We start from the raw sequence: 18565 nt of genomic DNA, 5'->3' as shown, positions 1-18565 counted from the left end.
GAGTCTACGGATATGTGAACATTTATAGATTATTACCTTAACATTCAGAACTAAGCTGCTTGAATTTCACCAGACATTTCAAACGCCTTTTTAGCAACAATGACTGCAATAACTTCATTAATTACAGCTGCGGCTGCAATTGTTCCTTGAATAATCATTGCTGAATTGGGATCAAATGGCATGATTGTTGTAACGGCAATCCCAGTGAAAACAAGAGAGACTCCTGAATGGGGTAGTAATGTAAATCCAAGATATTTTTGAACGGTCTTTGGCATGTGCATAAGTTTAGCACCTGCTGTAGCACCAAAGTATTTACCAATTGCACGTGACACGATGTACACTAATGTAAATATTCCTGCACTAAAGATTAAATGATAATCTAGAGGCATTCCTAAATCGAGAATTACAATGATTAAAGCAACCCCAATAACTGGTGAAAGTGATGTAAAGAGTGCTTCTTGTTTTGATGATTCTAACATATTTGCAAACCCTGCCGCGAATGCCATTCCCAATAACATAAAGTTTACAAGAGAGTCTTTAAAGATGACTCCATTCATAAACAGCCCAACAGCGGTAACAATCGCAACGGCAACCATTACCGTATAAAATGAGTGTTGATTACTCTTAATTTTTCTGAGAACAAATCCAGTTCCAATACCCAATATTAATCCGATAGCGATTGGAACAACAATCATAATAAAGAGAGTCGTTCCTAATGACATCGTACTGCCACCACTTGATGCACCAATCAAGGATACTGTTGTGAAAAAAATAATGATTCCGATGATATCATCAATAGCTGCAAGTGGTAGTAATGTGTCTGTTATTGGCCCTTTAGTATTAAATTCTTTAACAATAGACAACGCGGGAGCAGGTGCTGTTGCTAAGGCAATCGAACCCATAACAATTGCGACATACAATGGAATACCCATCACTTTAAACACGATTCCAAATGCTGCTGACACAACTACAAATGTTACGATTGATTGGATAACTGTTGTCACAATGACCGCTTTACCTGATTCTTTTAACTTACTGATGATCAGTTCACTCCCAATCATCACCCCAACAAATGCTTCTAAAAACGCAATCATAACGTGATAACTATTTACGTCCATCACTGATGCATTTACAATGCCAAGGGCATGCGGACCAACAGCCATGCCGGCAATGAGCCAACCAAGAATTTCTGGCAATCCCAGTTTTGCAACAAGTTTCCCTGTCGCAACTGCAATCGCAATGGCTATAATTAATCTTAATATTTCAATAATTCCCATGTCTATTGTCCTCTCTTAACGGTTCCAAACATCATCATGTTAATGACCAATTCGATATCTTTGAAATGTTGATCAACATCTACCGAATCGACTTCATGGAATTTTGCATCGAATGCATCGTTCACTACCAAATAATATTGCAAGACATCTTCAATCGATAAACCATCTTCTAATGTTGCGTGTTCTAATACAGCACGGAAATAATTCAAGTTAAAGTCGAGCAAATTTTGTTTCACACTACGAATTGGCTCCCTTAATTGTTCGGGAACGTTGTAGCGTGTATGAATGAACAATCGCGAATGATCTGGATATTCTTTTCCAAAAGCATACCGAGCGTCTAGATATTGACTCAAACCGTGCTCATAATTAGAAATTTTTGAAGTGTGATCAACAATATATTGCATGAGTAAATTGTACGTTTCTTGAACACTGTCGAGATAGAGTGCTTCTTTACTTTCGAAGTAGTGATAGAGATGTCCTTTACTAATTCCATTGTTCTTGCAGAATTGATTCAATGAGATTTCAGTATAGCTGCCTTGTGAAAATTCAAGAATTGCAGCATCGATGATTTCTTTTTTACTTATCTTTCCTTTTGGTGTTAGTGACATGTGACCTCCATAACCGACCAACTGGTCTGTTATCACTTTATCATGCCGCCCATTGAATTGCAAGTGACACATCTGTGAAAAGATAAATTGCAGTGTTTTCTTCAGGTTTATGACATTAGTGGCACCTTTGGGCAACATAATTACTTCCCAGTTTGGACAGAATTCACCGTGCAAATGAGAACATAAAAACAAGAAAAAAAAACTCGTTTCTTTACTTAAAACGAGTTTTTTGACATCGAATGGATACAATATCGCGGCGTCCTACACCTATAAGTCATCAATATATTTAACTGCTTTTCCATTGTTACATTGTTTCGTTATTAACATTTTGCACGTCACCATCGTTTTAAAAAAAATGTTCGAAAAAAATATTTTTCCTCAAGTCCACTTCATAGTTACAATATTTAACGTCAAAAATAAATATCGGATTTTTAGCTTTGAAAGTGCCTTGACACTTCGTATTTCCTTTGAGAAACTAGGTTTACTTTGAGCGGAGGAACAACCATGAATTACATAGAAGAACAACATTTTACAGATATCGAGATGTGTGATGAATCACTCGATGATCAACGTTACATTGACTGTACGTTTGAGAACTGCAAATTTGAAAATATCGAATTGCATAATACAGTGCTCTTGAACTGCACCTTTAAGAAATGTACAATCATTAATCCGACATCTAACTTTGGCGAGGTAAATAATGCCTCATTTGAAAACTGCAATCTTATCGGTGTCTCGTGGGGGATGTTCACCGGACCAAGCAAACATCGACGTGTTCTAAATACAATCACGAATACCTTTATGAAGTATAATTCGTTCATTAATCTATCTTTGAAAAAACAGAGTTTTGTAAGCAATAGTTTTCAAGGAAGCAGCTTTGAACTTTGCGAACTTTCTGAGGCATCGTTTAAAGCATGTTCATTAGACGCAACAACATTCACGAATTGTGATCTGAAGAAAGCTGACTTTAGAGATGCGCGATACTATGTCATCGATATTACAAGCAATCAACTCAAAGGGTCCAAATTCAGTTTTCCTGAAGCCCTCACATTACTCGAACAAACAGGAATCATCATTGATTAATACGATGCAAAGATAAGGATTGTGGATTCAAATTGGGGTCCCATTGTGAGTTCATCTCTAACTTGTAACACATATACATCAGATGTAATCATCACATTGTGGGCATTGCATTGTTTCAAAAACAAACGAATTGGTTTCTCAAGATTATCTAAATCTGCGGCGATTGTAAGCGCAACAATCGGATGTGGTTCACCTTTTTGGTTTGTTGGTGTGAAGATTTGTGCCGTCTCAGTTTGAAGCTTAACACGGATCCCTATCATCCAGCTGAGTAAGAGTGTCTTTGTCTCGGGTGCTTCCTGCATCTTCGAGAGCACCGTATAGAAATTTTCATCGGTCACAGGTGTATGATGTGAATAAATTTGATTCATATTCCAAGTATCATAAAACAACTTATTCATCGGATTGGTTTCAAGAAATTTCTGAAATTGATCGCGATACTCTAACATAAAACGTGTTTGTTCTAAGTCATGGATGGCTTGATCAATACGTTTTTTTAATGTTATCTTATGATTCTCATATGAGGCATGATCGCGCAGCATCATTTTAATTTCTGCAAGTGAATACCCCATCTCACGATATGCTTGAATCATGATAAAAGTATTTGCTTGAGCGGGTGTATAGATGCGATACCCATTCTCTTGTCGTGATTTAGGGCGAAAGAGATCGATGGCATCGTAATGGATTAATGTATCTTTTGTCGTTTTCATGAGCGTTGCGAATTCTGAAATTGTAAGTTCTTGCTTCATAACTTCTCCTTGACTAAGGGGTTACCCCATACTTTATTATACATGGGAGGTGATATTATGTTAAAGAAAATGAATTTAACTACAGACTCTGTTTTTGAGGTTGCACACTATATTTACACCGCTGACCCCGGCATTTTTGATTTTATTTTTGGTAACACATTGCGTGCATTAACCGCAATATCTAAACTTGTGCGATTGGATGATAATGCGTTTTCTCATAAACACATTTATCTATATTTTGATAAAGGAATACTTCTTGGATGTATTTCTATGTTCCATACCACCGATATTGATTCTCAACGCGAATGGCACGATTTGTCTTCAGTACTGAATTCTTTTGGAAAAATTCGGGTTATTGGCGCTTACATGATCTTACATCGTATTGTTGATATCAAATATCTTGATGGCATCTACATTCAGACTGTTGCTATTAATGCAACTCATCGCGGAGACGGACACGGTTCAAGAATGGTTCAACTTGCGCTTGATACCATCCGTTCTCACTCTAATGACGCAGTTTATTTGGATGCATCGCTCGAAAAGCCACATGTTAAACATTTTTATGAAAAATTGGGCTTTCAAGGAATCGGAACACGAATGGCCCTATTGGGTCCCGATGGTGTTACGCGTATGAAATTTCAATAAGCGTGCTAGTTGAACCAATAAAGAAGCAACCTAAACACCATGGGTGACCGATCCTATCCTTTCTACTGTATAATATATTCAAAAGAGAGGGAGTATCTTGCATGAAACATAAATATTTAGGTGCCGTTCTTGCTGTTATTCTTGGCGATATCATTCTGTTTTTTCTGGATGTATTTGATCCTACAGACGCGATGTCGTACATTCTATATTTTGTTGTTCCAGTTATAGTAGTCTTTTTATCAAATTACAAAACAAATAAGAGCCCGCGGTGATGCGCAGGCTCTTTTATATAGAGATGAATTTTGGCGAATTATTGATCGCGGTCAACAATTCCACCCATTGCAACAATGTGTTGCTTAATTAACGCATAGTCTAATTCATGAGGGTTCAGCGCTTGAGATGCTGCTAGTGCAGCAATGATTCCTGCTGATTGTCCTAATGCCATACACGTTACACTGACACGACTTGCAGCATGTGCCGCATGGGTAGCACTGATTGGGCGACCCACAACAATTAAGTTATCCACATTTTGTGGTAAGCACATGTCCAAATCAATTTCAAAATTTCGAACAATATTTTCCTCAAGAAATTCCATGATTGAAGAATCGGGCGAATGAATATCAATTGGATAACAACCGACAGCAATTGATTTATCCTGTTTTGCGCCACTCAGAACATCGTATTCATTTAACTGTTTTCGACCTACGATATGGGTTGATTCGCGAACACCGATATCCCCCACGTCCTTAATGTATGCATCTTTGAACGCAGGAATTTCTGCCTTTAACCATTTAAACAATGCGAGTACTTGTTGGTGTCCTTCAATTGTTGCTTGTTGTAATTCTTCAGGATTTAAACTTGAAAGATTCATGATTCGGGTTGTATTCATTCCGACTTCACCTTCTTGAACGCCTTCAAAGAATAAGAGGCGATCACGTTGAATTGGGAATGTCTTGCTTGAGCGAACTTCATCAAAGTAACCTGAGATGGCAACATAATTCATTCGTTCTCCATTACGAATCGCATCACTTACCGCAAAGTTATCTGGATTCTTTGCAACGTCATCACGAACACGTTCAAGATCTACATTACCGACATTAAAGCACATTGTCATTGGCTGACTTTTGTGATCAGATTCTCGACCGATGTTGACTGCTTCACCACTCAACCGAGTTACATCGGCATCTCCGCTAGCATCGATAATAACGGAAGCACGATAACGCTTTGCCGTTCCAAACTCATTTAATGTTTGGATTGCTTGGATGCGAGCACCCTCGCGCTCAACTGCAGTAACACTAGTTCCTGTCACTATTTCAAGATTTGATTCAGCGTACAACTTATTAGCTTGAATAATTTGCATTGCCTTAAAATCAACCGGTGTTAAAGAGTAGGCAAAATCGATGGGATCATCGACATGACCTTTACTACCACCAATAGCAATGAGATCATCAATGATCTCTTGAGGAATTCCACCTACGATTGGTGTTTTTGATTCACCAAGAAAAGGTACAAGTGGTCCCACCAATGCATTAGTATTAGTCCCACCAAACGTTGTTTTGGACTCTACTAACAACGTTTTCGCACCACTACGTGCGCTGGAGAGGGCAGCAATAACACCCGCACTTCCACCCCCAACAACAATTACATCATATGTTTTCATAAACTAAATCTCCTTCATTGCCACTTCAAAACTTCGGCCCCACGGTAGATACGCTTGAAACTCAGGTGTATCCAAGAATGAATACTTTCGGGCCTCTGCATTTAATAGCGTCGTTAGATAGTCATTAATGGTGTCGCTATAGTTCTCAGCCCACACATCAAATCCCAAGTCACGCATTTTAGCATTCACCAGTAATCTAATGTCACCCTGGTAGAGTGCATCATCGATAACTCGGTGTTTAATATAAGTAGGGTTCGTATCATAATACATCGCAATCACTAAATCCAGCACTAACGTACCAATCGAATTACTGCCCGTATTCCATGCACTGTATCCTTGCAATGTTGCATTGTTGAGTTTATTCAACAAACGATCAAGGCTACGGATATCACCACCATTACCATATTGAACATCTAAAACAAACAGATTTTTATCATTATACCGTTCGTAATATTCTAGTTGCTCGATTGTGAGCGATGGTGTTGTTTGCTTCGGTTCAAATGCCAAATCAATTGTCTGACCTGTTGCTGGAAGTGTGAGGAACACATACGGTGTTTCTTTTTCTGTTGGTGTCATATTTGCAACTTTAAAAGCTCCTGCAATATTCTCGATGATTGTACGATCTTCAAATTTAGCAATATATTGCGGATCGACGAATTTGACATCAACATTAAAGCCTTTTGTATTCTGATTAAGATCTCGAGCAACTAAGAGTGCTACCATCTCATCCGTTCCATTTTTAATAGAAACGCAATCTTGTAATGCGTATGTTTCAATCATATGAAGCAACACTTCTTGTTCTCGGACATGAAGTCCGAATTCGTGGGTATCTTCTTGAACAAGTGAAACATAGTCAAGAATCCCCTCATTCGCTAAGTCAACACATGCTTTATTAAAGTGATGATTGCGTTGTCGTGCTGCCAAATAATCAGCGAGAACGGTTTCCGGAATACGTTGTGTTACTAATTGAAGTTGCGCTTTAAACTGCGGCTCACGAGTGACTCGATGTACTAACTGGGAGTATTCAAAGAGATCTTCCCAGATTTGAAGTTGACTGGAATCGGTGACAGTTGTGGTAAGACGTACGATGACTGAGTAGGCCAGAATTTTAATGTTTGGATTGAGGTCTTTAACATCACGAAGAGTTTGCAACAGTGCGTCATAATCTTGCTGAGTCTTTGTGGCATCCATTGTCCGGGATTGCACAAGCCCCCCAAAAAGTAACGCATCAATCGAAATAACGAGTGTATCCGCTTCTGCACAATGATCCAATAAATACTTACGAATTGCTATCGTATCCCCTGCATGAGTAAAGTGTCCCAAATACGATTTGGGAACCATATCTACCTTAACATCATGAATATTTCGTGTCGCTTCAAGAATAAAGTCAGTATGACATGGTCGATCATCAATTGGTAAAATTAGAATTTGTTTCATAGTGCATCTATAGCTGCTCTAAACGATTTAATGGTTTCAACAAACCCTTCGTACTCATTACCTGTAACAACTGCTCCAATCATGATTGCTTTGAAACCAAGATCCTTAATGTTGCCAAGTTCTTCAATACGAACTTTCTTTTGAGTTGGCAATGCAGCTGGAATATCAATGGCGTCGATAATTTGCTTATAATGAAGTAAATCACGCATATTTAGTGGTTTTCCATAATCGTCCGGATGAACGATGCTCAATTCGGCAACTTCAGCACCAATTTGTGACCACATTTTGATTTCATCCAACGTGTATGCATAACTACATGCAAACATCCGGGTAAGTTTGTCTTGATTCACTACTTGAGGTGTTGCATCATGAAGGTAAAGTGACAAGAATTCGAAATCGTGTGCTAACACGTTTTTCAAATCGTCATTAACAACTTCTGGGTTACCACCAACTACAACGCCAACTGGTACTGGTGAATTCGTAATTACTTTTTCAATAAATTCACGTTCTTGAGCAGCACTTCCAAAATCTGTTCCGCTCGCATGGTGATGCACATTAAGATGAATTTTCACTGCATCCGCACCATTTTCCCATGCAGCTTTTACATACTCATAGTCATTTTTAGGACAACTGACCACCAATTTTAAACCTTCTTCATTTAGCAAATCGATAAATTTCATAATCTTGAACCCTCTCTTTTAAATACGTAGCTAGTGTTTCTTTTGTATACGAACCTTCACGAATGGCAATAACATACTCGGCAATGCGTGGATGTATCGGACAGCCACTTTGCAGTTGCGAATAATAAATAGCAGATACTTCGGAAATGCGATGACGTTGGCGATACTTTAAAGTATCATACCAAACCCCTTGCATTTCGATTACGTGATACACTTCATGCATAAAATGCAGATTGTACGCTTGCGTTGTATCCATGATTTGTTCGTACTTTTGTATCCATTCGTTGTTAATTGTGATTGTTTGAGTATTTGGATTGTATTGTGCATGAATCGATGCTGGATCTGTATCAACCATTTCAGTTCTAATGTTTTGTGCTTCAAGAAGTGCTGTTGGATCAATTTGCGTTTGCATTTTAACCGCCTCAGCAATTTGATCCATCACACGTTGACTGTTTTGAGTCATGTTCAATTCAAACCAATAAATATAGTCCGTTAAATCCTGAACTTTAACCTCTTCTTGTAACCAAGAATACAATGCGTTCATCATCTTCCAGTCCTTCCAAATCCATCCATGAAATGTCCTCAATTTGTTCTTTATTCATAAGTCCTGAATAGTTAAATGTTCGGAATTTGGCGAACATGTGTAACTCAGGTACTGTTTGTCCAGCATCACTAAAGGTAGAATATTCATCCATGATAAACGACATTACGTCTTTAAATTGTCCTTTAGTACCGTAGACAATTTTTCCATTTGGACGTCGGAACTTAACGACACCATCTTTGGTGAGAATAACTGCAGATGTTGTTTTTTTCTTGAAGATCCCTAATGCACGTTTCTCACTATGGTTAACTTCAACCCCAACGATTCGTTCATTTTCAACGACGATGTTTGCCTCAGCTGTTTCGTAGCCAAGCGATTGAATCGCTATTTTTTTAAGTTCTTCATGCGATTGTACAACGACAGCCGCATCGTTATTTTTTATTTCATTGGTACCTGATGCGTTCGCAATCAAGACATTATTCAAGGTATCCACTTCAATCGAAACTTCAATGGTTTCGCGAAGGGCTCCCATTTCTAACATTTTATCGATGATATCTGCGCGAATTCGCTTAATATCATCTTCATTTGGATTAACCACACTGCGTTCAATCTGTTCCGTAATCATTGCAAGTGCTACACCTATTGTAGAAATATAAGGCGCGTTATTCACAACCTTGCTCTTTAGGTCATATTTCTTACCTAAGTAGTGCGTAATAACGCCTGCACTTCCGCCACCACCGTATAGGGTAATGAACGAACGCTCAAGTTCATAATCTGCAATGAGCTGTTCAATGATTGCCCAAATTTGCTCAGATGCACGGTCCATGCATTGTGTCGCAAGTGTTACTGGATCCATCTTCAAATACTTTGCAAATGCTTCCCATGCCTGGGTATATCCCTTGCTCGTAGCACAGGAGTAATCCTCAGCATGAACACATTGAAGGTAGTTTGCGGCACCTGCAACCGTGAATGCATACGTTTTCCCACTACTATCTTCACAAACAACATAGTCATCAGGATCTTTCGCACGTGGTTGAATCATTTTAATAGTAAAGGTTTCCCCTTCAGGAATATCAAAACACTCATACGGTAAGTGCGCCAAGTGCGCAGACCGTGGTCCAACTACAATGCCTTGATTTGTATGGCGAATCATCGTACCACCGGCAATTGCGGTCGTTTGGACATCTACTGATTTTAAGTATGTCTTATGACCTCCGACACTAGCATTTTTTATCATAACTTGGCCATCTTTAATGACAGAAATATCCGTTGAGGTTCCGCCAATTTCCAAGAAGACGCCATCAGATATTTTCTCATGCATAATGGCTCCTGCAACACCTGCAGCAAGTCCCGACAACATTGTTAAGATCGGACGTTTTCGAACTTCATCAATGGACATAACGCCACCGTCAGCACGCATAATCATCAAATCACGTTTGATTCCTAGGTCTTTAATGACCTTTTCTGTCATGTCTGATGTTTCCATCATTTTTGGAATTAATGATCCATTAACAACTGCTGTTCGTGTGCGCAATTTAAGTCCATAAAGTTGAGAGATTTGGAAACCTCCTGTAGCATAAAAACCTCGTTTTTGTGCAAGTTCGATAACACGAATTTCATGTTCCGGGTGTTCAATTGAGAATGCTTCACTCGCAACAATAACTTCTGCACCTTTCGCAATCAACGTATCAATTGCTTGACCTATCGTCGAATCAGAAACGTCTGAAGACGGGATAAACTCATGAAAGACTTCCAAAAACTTATTGGGTGCAAGTTCAAGTTTTTCTACATTAGTCTCATTGCGAGCAGACGTACCATCACCCATCCCCACGATACCAATCCGCGCAACATCACCTTCTAGTAATGCATTCGTTGCTTGAGTTGTACCGTGCGAGATAAAAACGACATTTTCTGCATCGATGTGATACTCGTCCAAAAGTTCACGCACAATGTTTATAATTCCTTTTGCAACACCTTCTTCACTGTCATGAGTTGTAGGGGTCTTTTTCAATGCGATGACGTCCATTGTTTCGTTATCAATTACGACTGCATCGGTAAAAGTACCACCAACATCAATTCCTATTCTTACTTGTTTCTGATTCATATAAGCCTCTTTTCTAAAAATTTATTAGATTACCAATGGAATATTTGCAACAAACACTGCATAACTTAAGATAAGCAATGACATGAGCATTCCGTAAAGTAATACTTCTTTTAAGATATCGTTAACATCTACGTTGACAAAGTCTGCAACCCAGATATTTTGTGAATTCGTTGGATCTCCAAACCCTTGCATATTTCCATTTGCTCGTAATGCCCAAATGATTGCCATTGGACTGAATCCCGCAGCACCAAATAATGCCGGTAAAGCTCCACCAATACCATATGTATTTAAAGGTCCACGGTACAATGCAAGCAATGATCCTAATGTAAATCCAATGACATATGTTACCGGATTTTGTAGGTATTGAACTAAGAATTTAATGGAAGGTCCTACGACTGTTTGAACTGTTTGGTATTGTACCCCTTTAATTAAGATACCCAAACCAATCATCAACAAGATAACACCAGCAACATCTTGAGTTCCCTCAACAAAACTTTGTGTTACTAATTGGAATACGTTCTTAGCTTTTGTAGTAAGGAGTAAGTAAATGATCCCAATAACAATTGCAATTTCTGCAGGAACTGCATATTTCATCAATTGTGCACCAATTAAAATTACAACTGGAACGACCGGGGCAAACATTGCGAGTGTTGAAACATTGTTGCCTTTACCACCGATGTTTGAGTCGGTTGTCCATGATTTAACGGATTTTGTTCCTTTGATATTTTTAAAGATGTAGATAAGCGGTACACAGAACGCAACAATATAAATTGGTAATGACATTGAAATCAAGGCTTGTTGTGCTTGAGCTGCATTGTCTCCAAATGATGGCGCGAGTAATGGAATAAATGCTGAGTAGTTCATTGGATTAAAGACACCACCGGAACTAAATGAGAATAGGAAAATAGTCGCTGCATGTAATGGCTTAATACCTGCTGAAAGCATAATTGGTAGGATAATTGATCCAACTAAGATAATGCTTCCCAATCCCCCAATAGCCATAAAAATGACCGAAACAACAACGTAGAATACTAATGCGAGTACGAGTGGGCGGTCCCCAGCATATTCTGCTGCAGTTTTAATAATTTTTTCAACAACGTTTTGTTTCATTAACATTTTTGAAAATGCGGATGCAAAGATAACGGTTGCGATAGCCCCAGCCATCATTTTTACACCATCAGTAATAACAAAACTGAAAATACCTGGTGTCATTTTTTCGACGCCGTCGACCATAACGGGATAATCAAATAACCCTGCCATTGGTACCACTCCAATTGATGCAACCAACGCAACAAGGAATCCCATCATTGGCAATGCAATAATTGTAGGGATTTTCTTTTTCATCATCATTGCGATGAAGAACACAATAATTCCGAAAATTAATAAAAGTCTAACTGTATCCATTTTTTCTCCTCCTTAATGGATTAGTGGTAGCGCTTACCATCTACGACAAATATATCAAATATTAATCTTAATAAAACACAGGTCCAAACACTTGATAAAATTTACATCTCTTTTCACCTATTTAGTGCACATTGCATAGGTTGATTTACACATATTTTTATATTCTTGTAAATATTTACACAATTGTATATGATAATACTAACGAAAAGAGGACCCATTATGGACAATCTCATCTCATATTTGGAGTATAACTTATCCGAATTTACACAATCCGAGCAAATTATTGCACGCTTTTTCTTATCAAAAAAAGATTTAGACCACACAGGAATTGTGGATGTATCCGAACGCCTTTTTGTTTCAACAGCAACTATTAGTCGTTTCGTAAATAAAATCGGGTTTGAAAACTATAAATCATTCTTATATGAATTCCAAAAGTCACTCGAATCCAACAAAAGTGATGGAATCGCAATCAATAGTGAAGCACGTGACTTATGGAACGTCCACAACACTTACTATAAGTCGTTATACGAAAGTGTGGCAACAATTGATTTGAATTATCTTGCGAATCGATTTATCAATAGCAAAATGATTTATACCTTTGGTTTTGGTAAAACACAAGAAACGACGAACATGATGATTTATCGGATTGAGAATCTAATCCAAAACATTCGTAGTATTCCCCATTTTGAGCATCTTATGTACACACTTACGAATGTCATGAGTTATGAACACGTATTAGTCATCTTCTATCAACACGAATATTTTCGAGATGATTTAGAGAAAATCATCATGATTGCGAAACAGCGTTTTGTTCCAATTATTGTTGTGACATTGTCAGCTCAAGTCGACAATCAAAATTATGCCGAAGTCATCAAGCTTTATCCACATGAAGATGATACCGTTGTTAAGTATTCCACAACAATGTACACTCCGTACCTACTCTTTATAGATATGATGTACCTCGCAATCCAACGAAAGAAAAACCAACAACAGTTTAATTACGTATAAAAAAATAGCACCTAGCGTGCTATTTTTAGTAACTGGGAATCAGCGTTCCATTAATAATATCTTGTTGAATCTGAGTTACTGCATCTACACTAATTAAAGCGTTCATCACTGCGCCTAACTCTTTCCGATTACGATTTATAACGACTACCGCAATACGGTTATCATTATTCTTAAGATTCAATGGAATTGTATTGAGTGCATTCAATTCAATAGCACGGTCTTCTTCATTCCATACGGTAGCGTCAATGACGCCATTTTGAATGGATTCTATCAATTGATTATACTTAATCTCTACAAATTCAACGCGCTTACCTGCACATATTTCACGTACAAATGACGATTGATCAATCGAATCATGATCAATTCCAATACGCATTCCGTCCTCAATATCACGATACGAATCTTTCGAAAAAAGAATAATATGACCGGATAAATAACTACGGTCCGAGAATTCTTTAATTATTTCAATACTCGTATCGTGTTTTAGGAATGCAAGGGCAGCATATTTTGACATAATTGCGAAATCATAACGCCCATTAAGCATCATTTCAATCCGCTGTTGTGCCCCACGCATATAAGCCATGTTGACCGGAATATTAAGCGTGTTTTCCATCGTTGTTAATAAAGCGGTACTCAGCCCTTCATAGGTTCGAGAATAGGGCAGCGGCATTACCCCAACCAAAAATGAAATTCCAGCAAATTCAAGTAATAACTTCAAATCTTTCTGAGATAAGAATGTTCCTAATTGACCACGAGATTCCACCGCAATTGCACCACTATCGACCAACTGCTTAATTGCATTTTGAATTGTACCTCGGGCAACCTCAATCATTTTTTCGTACTCAGAAATTGTGAGAATTTTAGAACCGATATCTCTACTTATAAAGTCCTTTGCTAGATATTCAATCGCTAAGGCGTTTTTTGTCATCAATTTTCTTCTTGGTGTCATAAAACTTCCTTTCTTTAATATATTATAACAAATATGTATGACGCTTCCTATGTTAAAAAAAGCACTTTCTCAGTGCTTTTCAATCTCAGATAAGAAGGATGTTCCAAACTCAATCTCTGTCCCAAAATAATCAGCAACAGTTTGACCAACATCCGCCATTGTCCGCCGCGTTCCGATATCTATTAGACCTTCATGACCGATTCGTTTGATGAGTAATGGGACACGTTCCCGTGTATGCTTACTGTGTCCTATGGTTGGGTCATTACCATGATCCGCCATTACAACCAGAATATCTTCAGGTGTTAATTTGGACATTAACCCCCCCAGTTGTTCGTCCGCTATGTTTAAGACATCGATATACCGTTCCGGATTTTCACCATGACCCGCCAAATCTGTTTCCTGAATGTTTAAGAAAAAGAAGCCTTCATCATATGTATCCAAATCGTTAATTAAAGCATTAAGTGTATCCGCAGTATCGACACATGGATAGTTTGTACCCAACGGATTGTGAACAATATTTTCGACTTTACCGTAGAAATGGTTCTCAATTCCAATACGTGCCAGAGCAAGCGGTACCTGTTTCGTATGGTCCACTCCATACCCAATATGAACCACATGATAGTTAGCGTCATAGACACCAGATGCTGGTGCATCGACGCCAATAAATCCATCTTTCGTAATGATATTAGCTTTAATGCGCTCAATCGTCACATCAGACCCACCAAAGGCAATAACACGCGGAACTTTAACATGTTTTCGGACAATATGTCCTACTTCCTGGATCATTTCGAATCCACAGGTGTCCATCGCTCCCACAACATTAATCGCTTGTCCTAAATCAGTTTCCATATTATCACCAATAATAATCATATTGTTAACGTTGAGGACTTGTAATCCATCTTGTTCAATGCGACTGACATTAAAACCAGAAGCAATGAGATCTTTTTCAATGTCATCCAAATGAATTTGGATATGTGTAAACAATGGTTTTTTAGGGTTAGTACCAGATATTTCTTGGTGCCCAAAGTAGGAGTCAGCACCAAAGTGTTTCAATTCACTGCTTCCGAAAATAGCATTCGAACTCTTTACAAAGCCAACTACATCTTTATCTAATGCATTCATGAGTCCCAAACTTTGTAAATGAGGCCATATCTTGGTGTGCGGATACTCGAGCAAATGAAGGCATGTATTGGAGCCAATATCATTCGGGCGCACCTTAACAACATCATCCATTGCTCCAATCCCAAAGCTATCCAAGACTACTACGATGAATCGTTTCTTACTCATAAAGTTTCCCCAATCCATCATAAACTGCCATAATGCGGGGAGAATTTGAATGAATGCCTTCGACAAGCGCAACTTTACTACGTGTCACGAACATTTGAAAACGAAAGGCCATGATAACCGTCGCACTCACTTCGTGTTCATGTTCTAGTTCAAAATAATAATCAATACTATCATCATCCACCGGAATCACTGTATCCATAACTTCAAGATCATGATGATAAACAAGCGCATTTTTGACATGTGAACGACGATAATGCCCACCGCCATAAGCATAGGCTTTCTGTCTAAAATTATGCGAAACTTCGCTTAGATAGAGAACTGCTGGCAACTCCTCCAAATCACGATATGCGTGGGCTGGAGTGGTACCGGTCAAACCATGTCCTGGTTCGCCCATTGTGCCTTTACCTTCAGCCATAATTTTTAATGTTGATACCGAGGTTGTAGAAGGAACATTAATTTGCTTAATTTCAAGCCCTTGGGATTCCATCATCTCAGTGGCGGTAATCACGGTTTGATAGTTTGGTGTTGCTTGTGTCTTGTGGGTTTGGGTGTCGTAAAGATAACAGGGAAAAGCAGTAGCACCAACAATACGAATATGCGGCAATTGTCGCGTTGCTGCAATGAATGCATCAAGTTCAGTTAAGTCTACCCCTGACATTTGACCACTGTAATACAAATCATTTTCTGATGCCACTTTTACGATTACATCTTGAATCATTTCTAATTTTTGGGCTGTTTCGTTTATTTCTTTAACTTTATCTAAAGAAAAGACGGTAAAAACCTCAGTTCCGTATGCCATCACACGCTCAAGCATATGGTTGGGTGTTTGCACGAGATGACCAACATTTCCAAGTGGAATATTGTGGCGCATCATAATTTCTGCTTCACGAAAATCTACAACTACCGCCCCGCGATAACCCATCGCGACAAGCTCTTGTCCAATGACGGGATTACGTCCTAGTTGTTTGAGCATGAAGTACAAATCAATATTAGCAGCAGAGGCCTCGGTTAGTATTTTTTGCGCATTTTGGCGTAAGATGTCCATATCAACAACATAGGTATCCGGTTCTAACTGTCCTGCTTGGTGCATCTTTCGTACGGTATCTAAAAATTCTGGATTCCGGCGTTTTAAAACATCTATAAACATGATAACACCTGCTCAACTGCACTTTCTAAAATACGCAATACAGTTTCATGACCGCTACGCATTGGATTAATTCGAATCCAATATGCTTCAAATTGATTATCGGATTGAAGCATCGTTTTGGAAACACGATAAAACATTGGAACCACTTCAAACTTACTTTCAGCACCTACTGGATATGCTGCAGCACCTTGTTTTGCCGCTTCTTCTAAAACTGCCTTAGCGATCGGTTGATCAAAGCGCACACACACTACTTTGGATTGCGCATTCACGATGACCGCTTCCGCAACGCCTTTAACTCCGATTGTGTTGATGTGATTTGCAAGAGCTTCTATTTGTGTTGCCTGTATAGCAAGAGATACAGGGGCGTAAACTAACGAACGCATTGCATCCAAGGCTTCAAATCCTTGAATTTGACTTCCACCTGAATAGTGAAATTTGCGAATCGTTTCAATGTATGCTTGTTTTCCAATCACACATCCAATACCTTGAGGACCTAATAGTTTGAACATTGAGAAACATGATAAGTCAGCACCTAATTGTGCACCTGTAAAGGGAACTTTCATGACTGCATAATTGTCATCGGTGATAACGACGCAATCTGGGCTCACATTCTTGATAGTAGCGATAACTTGCTTCATGTCATAACTATCTGCCAATTGTTGGCGTGTGTACTGAACTAAGACTGCTTGAATCGTTGGGTTCTTTTGCAATGTCAATGCGAGATCCTCTAAATCGTTAAAATTACACGATACGGTTTGAATTCCAAGCATCTCAAAACTTGTTATTGTTGTTGAATAGATTGGAGCCTCATGTACTAAAACTGTATCGTTAGCTTTCACAGCACTTGCAAAAGCTTCTCGGATGGCTGCCGTTCCGGCACCACGAACGAAGCACGCATCTTCAACCCCAAAGAAATCTGCGAGAACACGCTCTACTTTTCGGGTTGTTTCCGGCTGGTTCCCAGATGGATGAACACCCAAATCCCCTTGCTGTAAGATATCGTAGCCGTTAAAATACTTTGTCATACTATCAACGAGTTTAAATTGCATTTTAGTTGCTGCTTCAAGATTCATACTTTGTAGCGGAAAAGCTTTCATATTATTTACCTCCAAATATTCGTTGCGGATTCTCCACTAACATTTTGTGGATTGATGCCTCGGTAATGCCCCTTTGTCGTAATAAAGGTAAGAAGTCTGTAAAGAGATAGGTATAACCAATACCTCCTTGATACTTGAAATTTGATTTACGGGTAATATCTAAAGAGAGCGTAATTGCATCTAACTTTCCGAGCTCTTGGAGTTCAAACAAATAATCTGCCCGTGTTGTATCTGGGAAATAATTATTTTTCCCAATCGTATCGAATGCTACATTGAAACCTTGGTTAATTAACGCTTTGATTTGATCAAGATTTCCGGAAAGGTCTTGATGTCCAATGATGACACGTGATGGATCAATGCCCTTATCAACAAAGAATGATGCTTGTTCAAGAGCAAGCGTTCCCAGCGATGTATGCGTCGAAATGACTGTGTTGGTACGTTTGGCTGCAATCACTGAAGCTTCAAAAACTTTACGTTCCATCGGTTCAAATACGTCTTTACTTGTTCCAATTTCCCCAATTAAAGCTGCGCGTGTTGTTCCCCCGTCGATTCCCGATTCGATTTCAGAAACCATAAAATCAGCCAATTCCTCAATACTCATTGAGTAGACAAAGTCCGGAAGAAATGGTTCTTTGTAAAAACCTGTAGCCTGCAAAATATTAATACCAGTTGCTACTGCAACTTTATTAACATATTCAACATTGCGACCCATTCCATTTGCGGTTACATCAACGATATTACGAACACCCAAATCGTACAGTTCCTTGTACTCTTGAATTGTTTCGTCAAAACAATCGAGGAAGCAATCCGGATTGTTCTTTACCTTCGATAAATCAATTGTTGTGTGTTCATGAATTAGTGTGATGCCATCTTTAAGTAATGTCATATAAAT

Annotated in this window: 17 protein-coding genes; 3 read left to right on the top strand and 14 right to left on the bottom strand. The window is 38.7% G+C overall.

Annotated elements, in window-relative coordinates:
* Positions 1 to 50: 50 nt before the first annotated feature.
* Together G7061_RS02455 and G7061_RS02450 are read right to left on the bottom strand one after the other, a co-directional pair.
* Complete coding sequence (locus tag G7061_RS02455) at positions 51 to 1277, bottom strand: cation:proton antiporter (protein WP_166118413.1); 1227 nt, start codon at positions 1275 to 1277, stop codon at positions 51 to 53.
* 2 nt (positions 1278 to 1279) lie between these two features.
* A complete protein-coding gene (locus G7061_RS02450; protein ID WP_159645432.1) occupies positions 1280 to 1885 on the bottom strand; it encodes a TetR/AcrR family transcriptional regulator in 606 nt (201 codons plus the stop codon).
* Between the two features lie 504 nt (positions 1886 to 2389).
* Between G7061_RS02450 and G7061_RS02445 the strand changes: the two genes are divergently transcribed.
* Positions 2390 to 2968 carry a pentapeptide repeat-containing protein gene (locus tag G7061_RS02445; protein WP_159645435.1) on the top strand — a complete coding sequence of 193 codons (579 nt, stop codon included), beginning with the start codon at positions 2390 to 2392 and terminating at the stop codon, positions 2966 to 2968.
* Here G7061_RS02445 and G7061_RS02440 read toward each other — a convergent pair.
* Positions 2965 to 3714: a MerR family transcriptional regulator gene (locus G7061_RS02440; RefSeq protein ID WP_166118396.1), complete on the bottom strand. Its 750-nt coding sequence runs from the start codon at positions 3712 to 3714 to the stop codon at positions 2965 to 2967. The genes G7061_RS02445 and G7061_RS02440 overlap by 4 nt on opposite strands.
* Before the next feature lie 57 nt (positions 3715 to 3771).
* Here G7061_RS02440 and G7061_RS02435 point away from each other — a divergent pair, with 57 nt between their 5' ends.
* On the top strand, positions 3772 to 4359 hold the full coding sequence (locus tag G7061_RS02435; RefSeq protein ID WP_166118393.1) for a GNAT family N-acetyltransferase: 588 nt from the start codon (positions 3772 to 3774) through the stop codon (positions 4357 to 4359).
* Between the two features lie 310 nt (positions 4360 to 4669).
* Here the strand turns inward: G7061_RS02435 and G7061_RS02430 are convergent, their stop codons facing one another.
* Genes G7061_RS02430 through G7061_RS02405 form a run of 6 tightly spaced genes read right to left on the bottom strand, consistent with a single transcriptional unit; the run spans position 4670 to position 12185 of the window.
* A complete protein-coding gene (locus G7061_RS02430; protein ID WP_159639604.1) occupies positions 4670 to 6019 on the bottom strand; it encodes an FAD-dependent oxidoreductase in 1350 nt (449 codons plus the stop codon).
* Between the two features lie 3 nt (positions 6020 to 6022).
* Entirely contained in the window at positions 6023 to 7456 is a 1434-nt protein-coding gene (locus tag G7061_RS02425; RefSeq protein WP_166118390.1) for a DUF4127 family protein, read from the bottom strand.
* Entirely contained in the window at positions 7453 to 8136 is a 684-nt protein-coding gene (locus tag G7061_RS02420) for a hypothetical protein (protein WP_159639606.1), read from the bottom strand. The genes G7061_RS02425 and G7061_RS02420 overlap by 4 nt, the downstream gene beginning before the upstream one ends.
* Positions 8111 to 8683: a hypothetical protein gene (locus G7061_RS02415; RefSeq protein ID WP_159645453.1), complete on the bottom strand. Its 573-nt coding sequence runs from the start codon at positions 8681 to 8683 to the stop codon at positions 8111 to 8113. Before G7061_RS02415 ends, G7061_RS02420 begins: the two co-directional genes overlap by 26 nt.
* Positions 8643 to 10781, bottom strand: coding sequence for a hydantoinase/oxoprolinase family protein (locus G7061_RS02410; protein WP_166118387.1), 2139 nt, complete (start codon positions 10779 to 10781; stop codon positions 8643 to 8645). The genes G7061_RS02415 and G7061_RS02410 overlap by 41 nt, the downstream gene beginning before the upstream one ends.
* Before the next feature lie 24 nt (positions 10782 to 10805).
* The gene (locus G7061_RS02405; RefSeq protein WP_166118384.1) at positions 10806 to 12185 is read right to left on the bottom strand and encodes a Na+/H+ antiporter NhaC family protein; all 1380 of its coding nucleotides are present in this window, start codon (positions 12183 to 12185) and stop codon (positions 10806 to 10808) included.
* Positions 12186 to 12404: 219 nt separating this feature from the next.
* Between G7061_RS02405 and G7061_RS02400 the strand changes: the two genes are divergently transcribed.
* Positions 12405 to 13193 carry a MurR/RpiR family transcriptional regulator gene (locus G7061_RS02400; RefSeq protein WP_159639610.1) on the top strand — a complete coding sequence of 263 codons (789 nt, stop codon included), beginning with the start codon at positions 12405 to 12407 and terminating at the stop codon, positions 13191 to 13193.
* 25 nt (positions 13194 to 13218) lie between these two features.
* Here the strand turns inward: G7061_RS02400 and yhfZ are convergent, their stop codons facing one another.
* From yhfZ to G7061_RS02375, 5 genes are all read right to left on the bottom strand, one after another.
* Complete coding sequence (gene yhfZ / locus G7061_RS02395; RefSeq protein ID WP_159639611.1) at positions 13219 to 14142, bottom strand: GntR family transcriptional regulator YhfZ; 924 nt, start codon at positions 14140 to 14142, stop codon at positions 13219 to 13221.
* A 69-nt stretch (positions 14143 to 14211) separates the two neighbouring features.
* Complete coding sequence (locus tag G7061_RS02390) at positions 14212 to 15429, bottom strand: phosphopentomutase (RefSeq protein ID WP_166118381.1); 1218 nt, start codon at positions 15427 to 15429, stop codon at positions 14212 to 14214.
* Positions 15422 to 16576: an alanine racemase gene (locus G7061_RS02385; protein WP_166118378.1), complete on the bottom strand. Its 1155-nt coding sequence runs from the start codon at positions 16574 to 16576 to the stop codon at positions 15422 to 15424. Before G7061_RS02385 ends, G7061_RS02390 begins: the two co-directional genes overlap by 8 nt.
* A complete protein-coding gene (locus G7061_RS02380) occupies positions 16567 to 17673 on the bottom strand; it encodes an aminotransferase class V-fold PLP-dependent enzyme (protein WP_166118375.1) in 1107 nt (368 codons plus the stop codon). Before G7061_RS02380 ends, G7061_RS02385 begins: the two co-directional genes overlap by 10 nt.
* A gap of 1 nt (position 17674) precedes the next feature.
* Positions 17675 to 18559, bottom strand: a complete 885-nt coding sequence (locus G7061_RS02375; protein ID WP_166118372.1) for a phosphotriesterase — start codon at positions 18557 to 18559, stop codon at positions 17675 to 17677.
* Positions 18560 to 18565: the final 6 nt, after the last annotated feature.

It is taken from the genome of Erysipelothrix sp. HDW6B (assembly GCF_011301115.1).
Lineage (GTDB): Bacteria > Bacillota_I > Bacilli_A > Erysipelotrichales > Erysipelotrichaceae > Erysipelothrix > Erysipelothrix anatis.
This window is presented reverse-complemented; position numbering and strand designations above follow the sequence as displayed.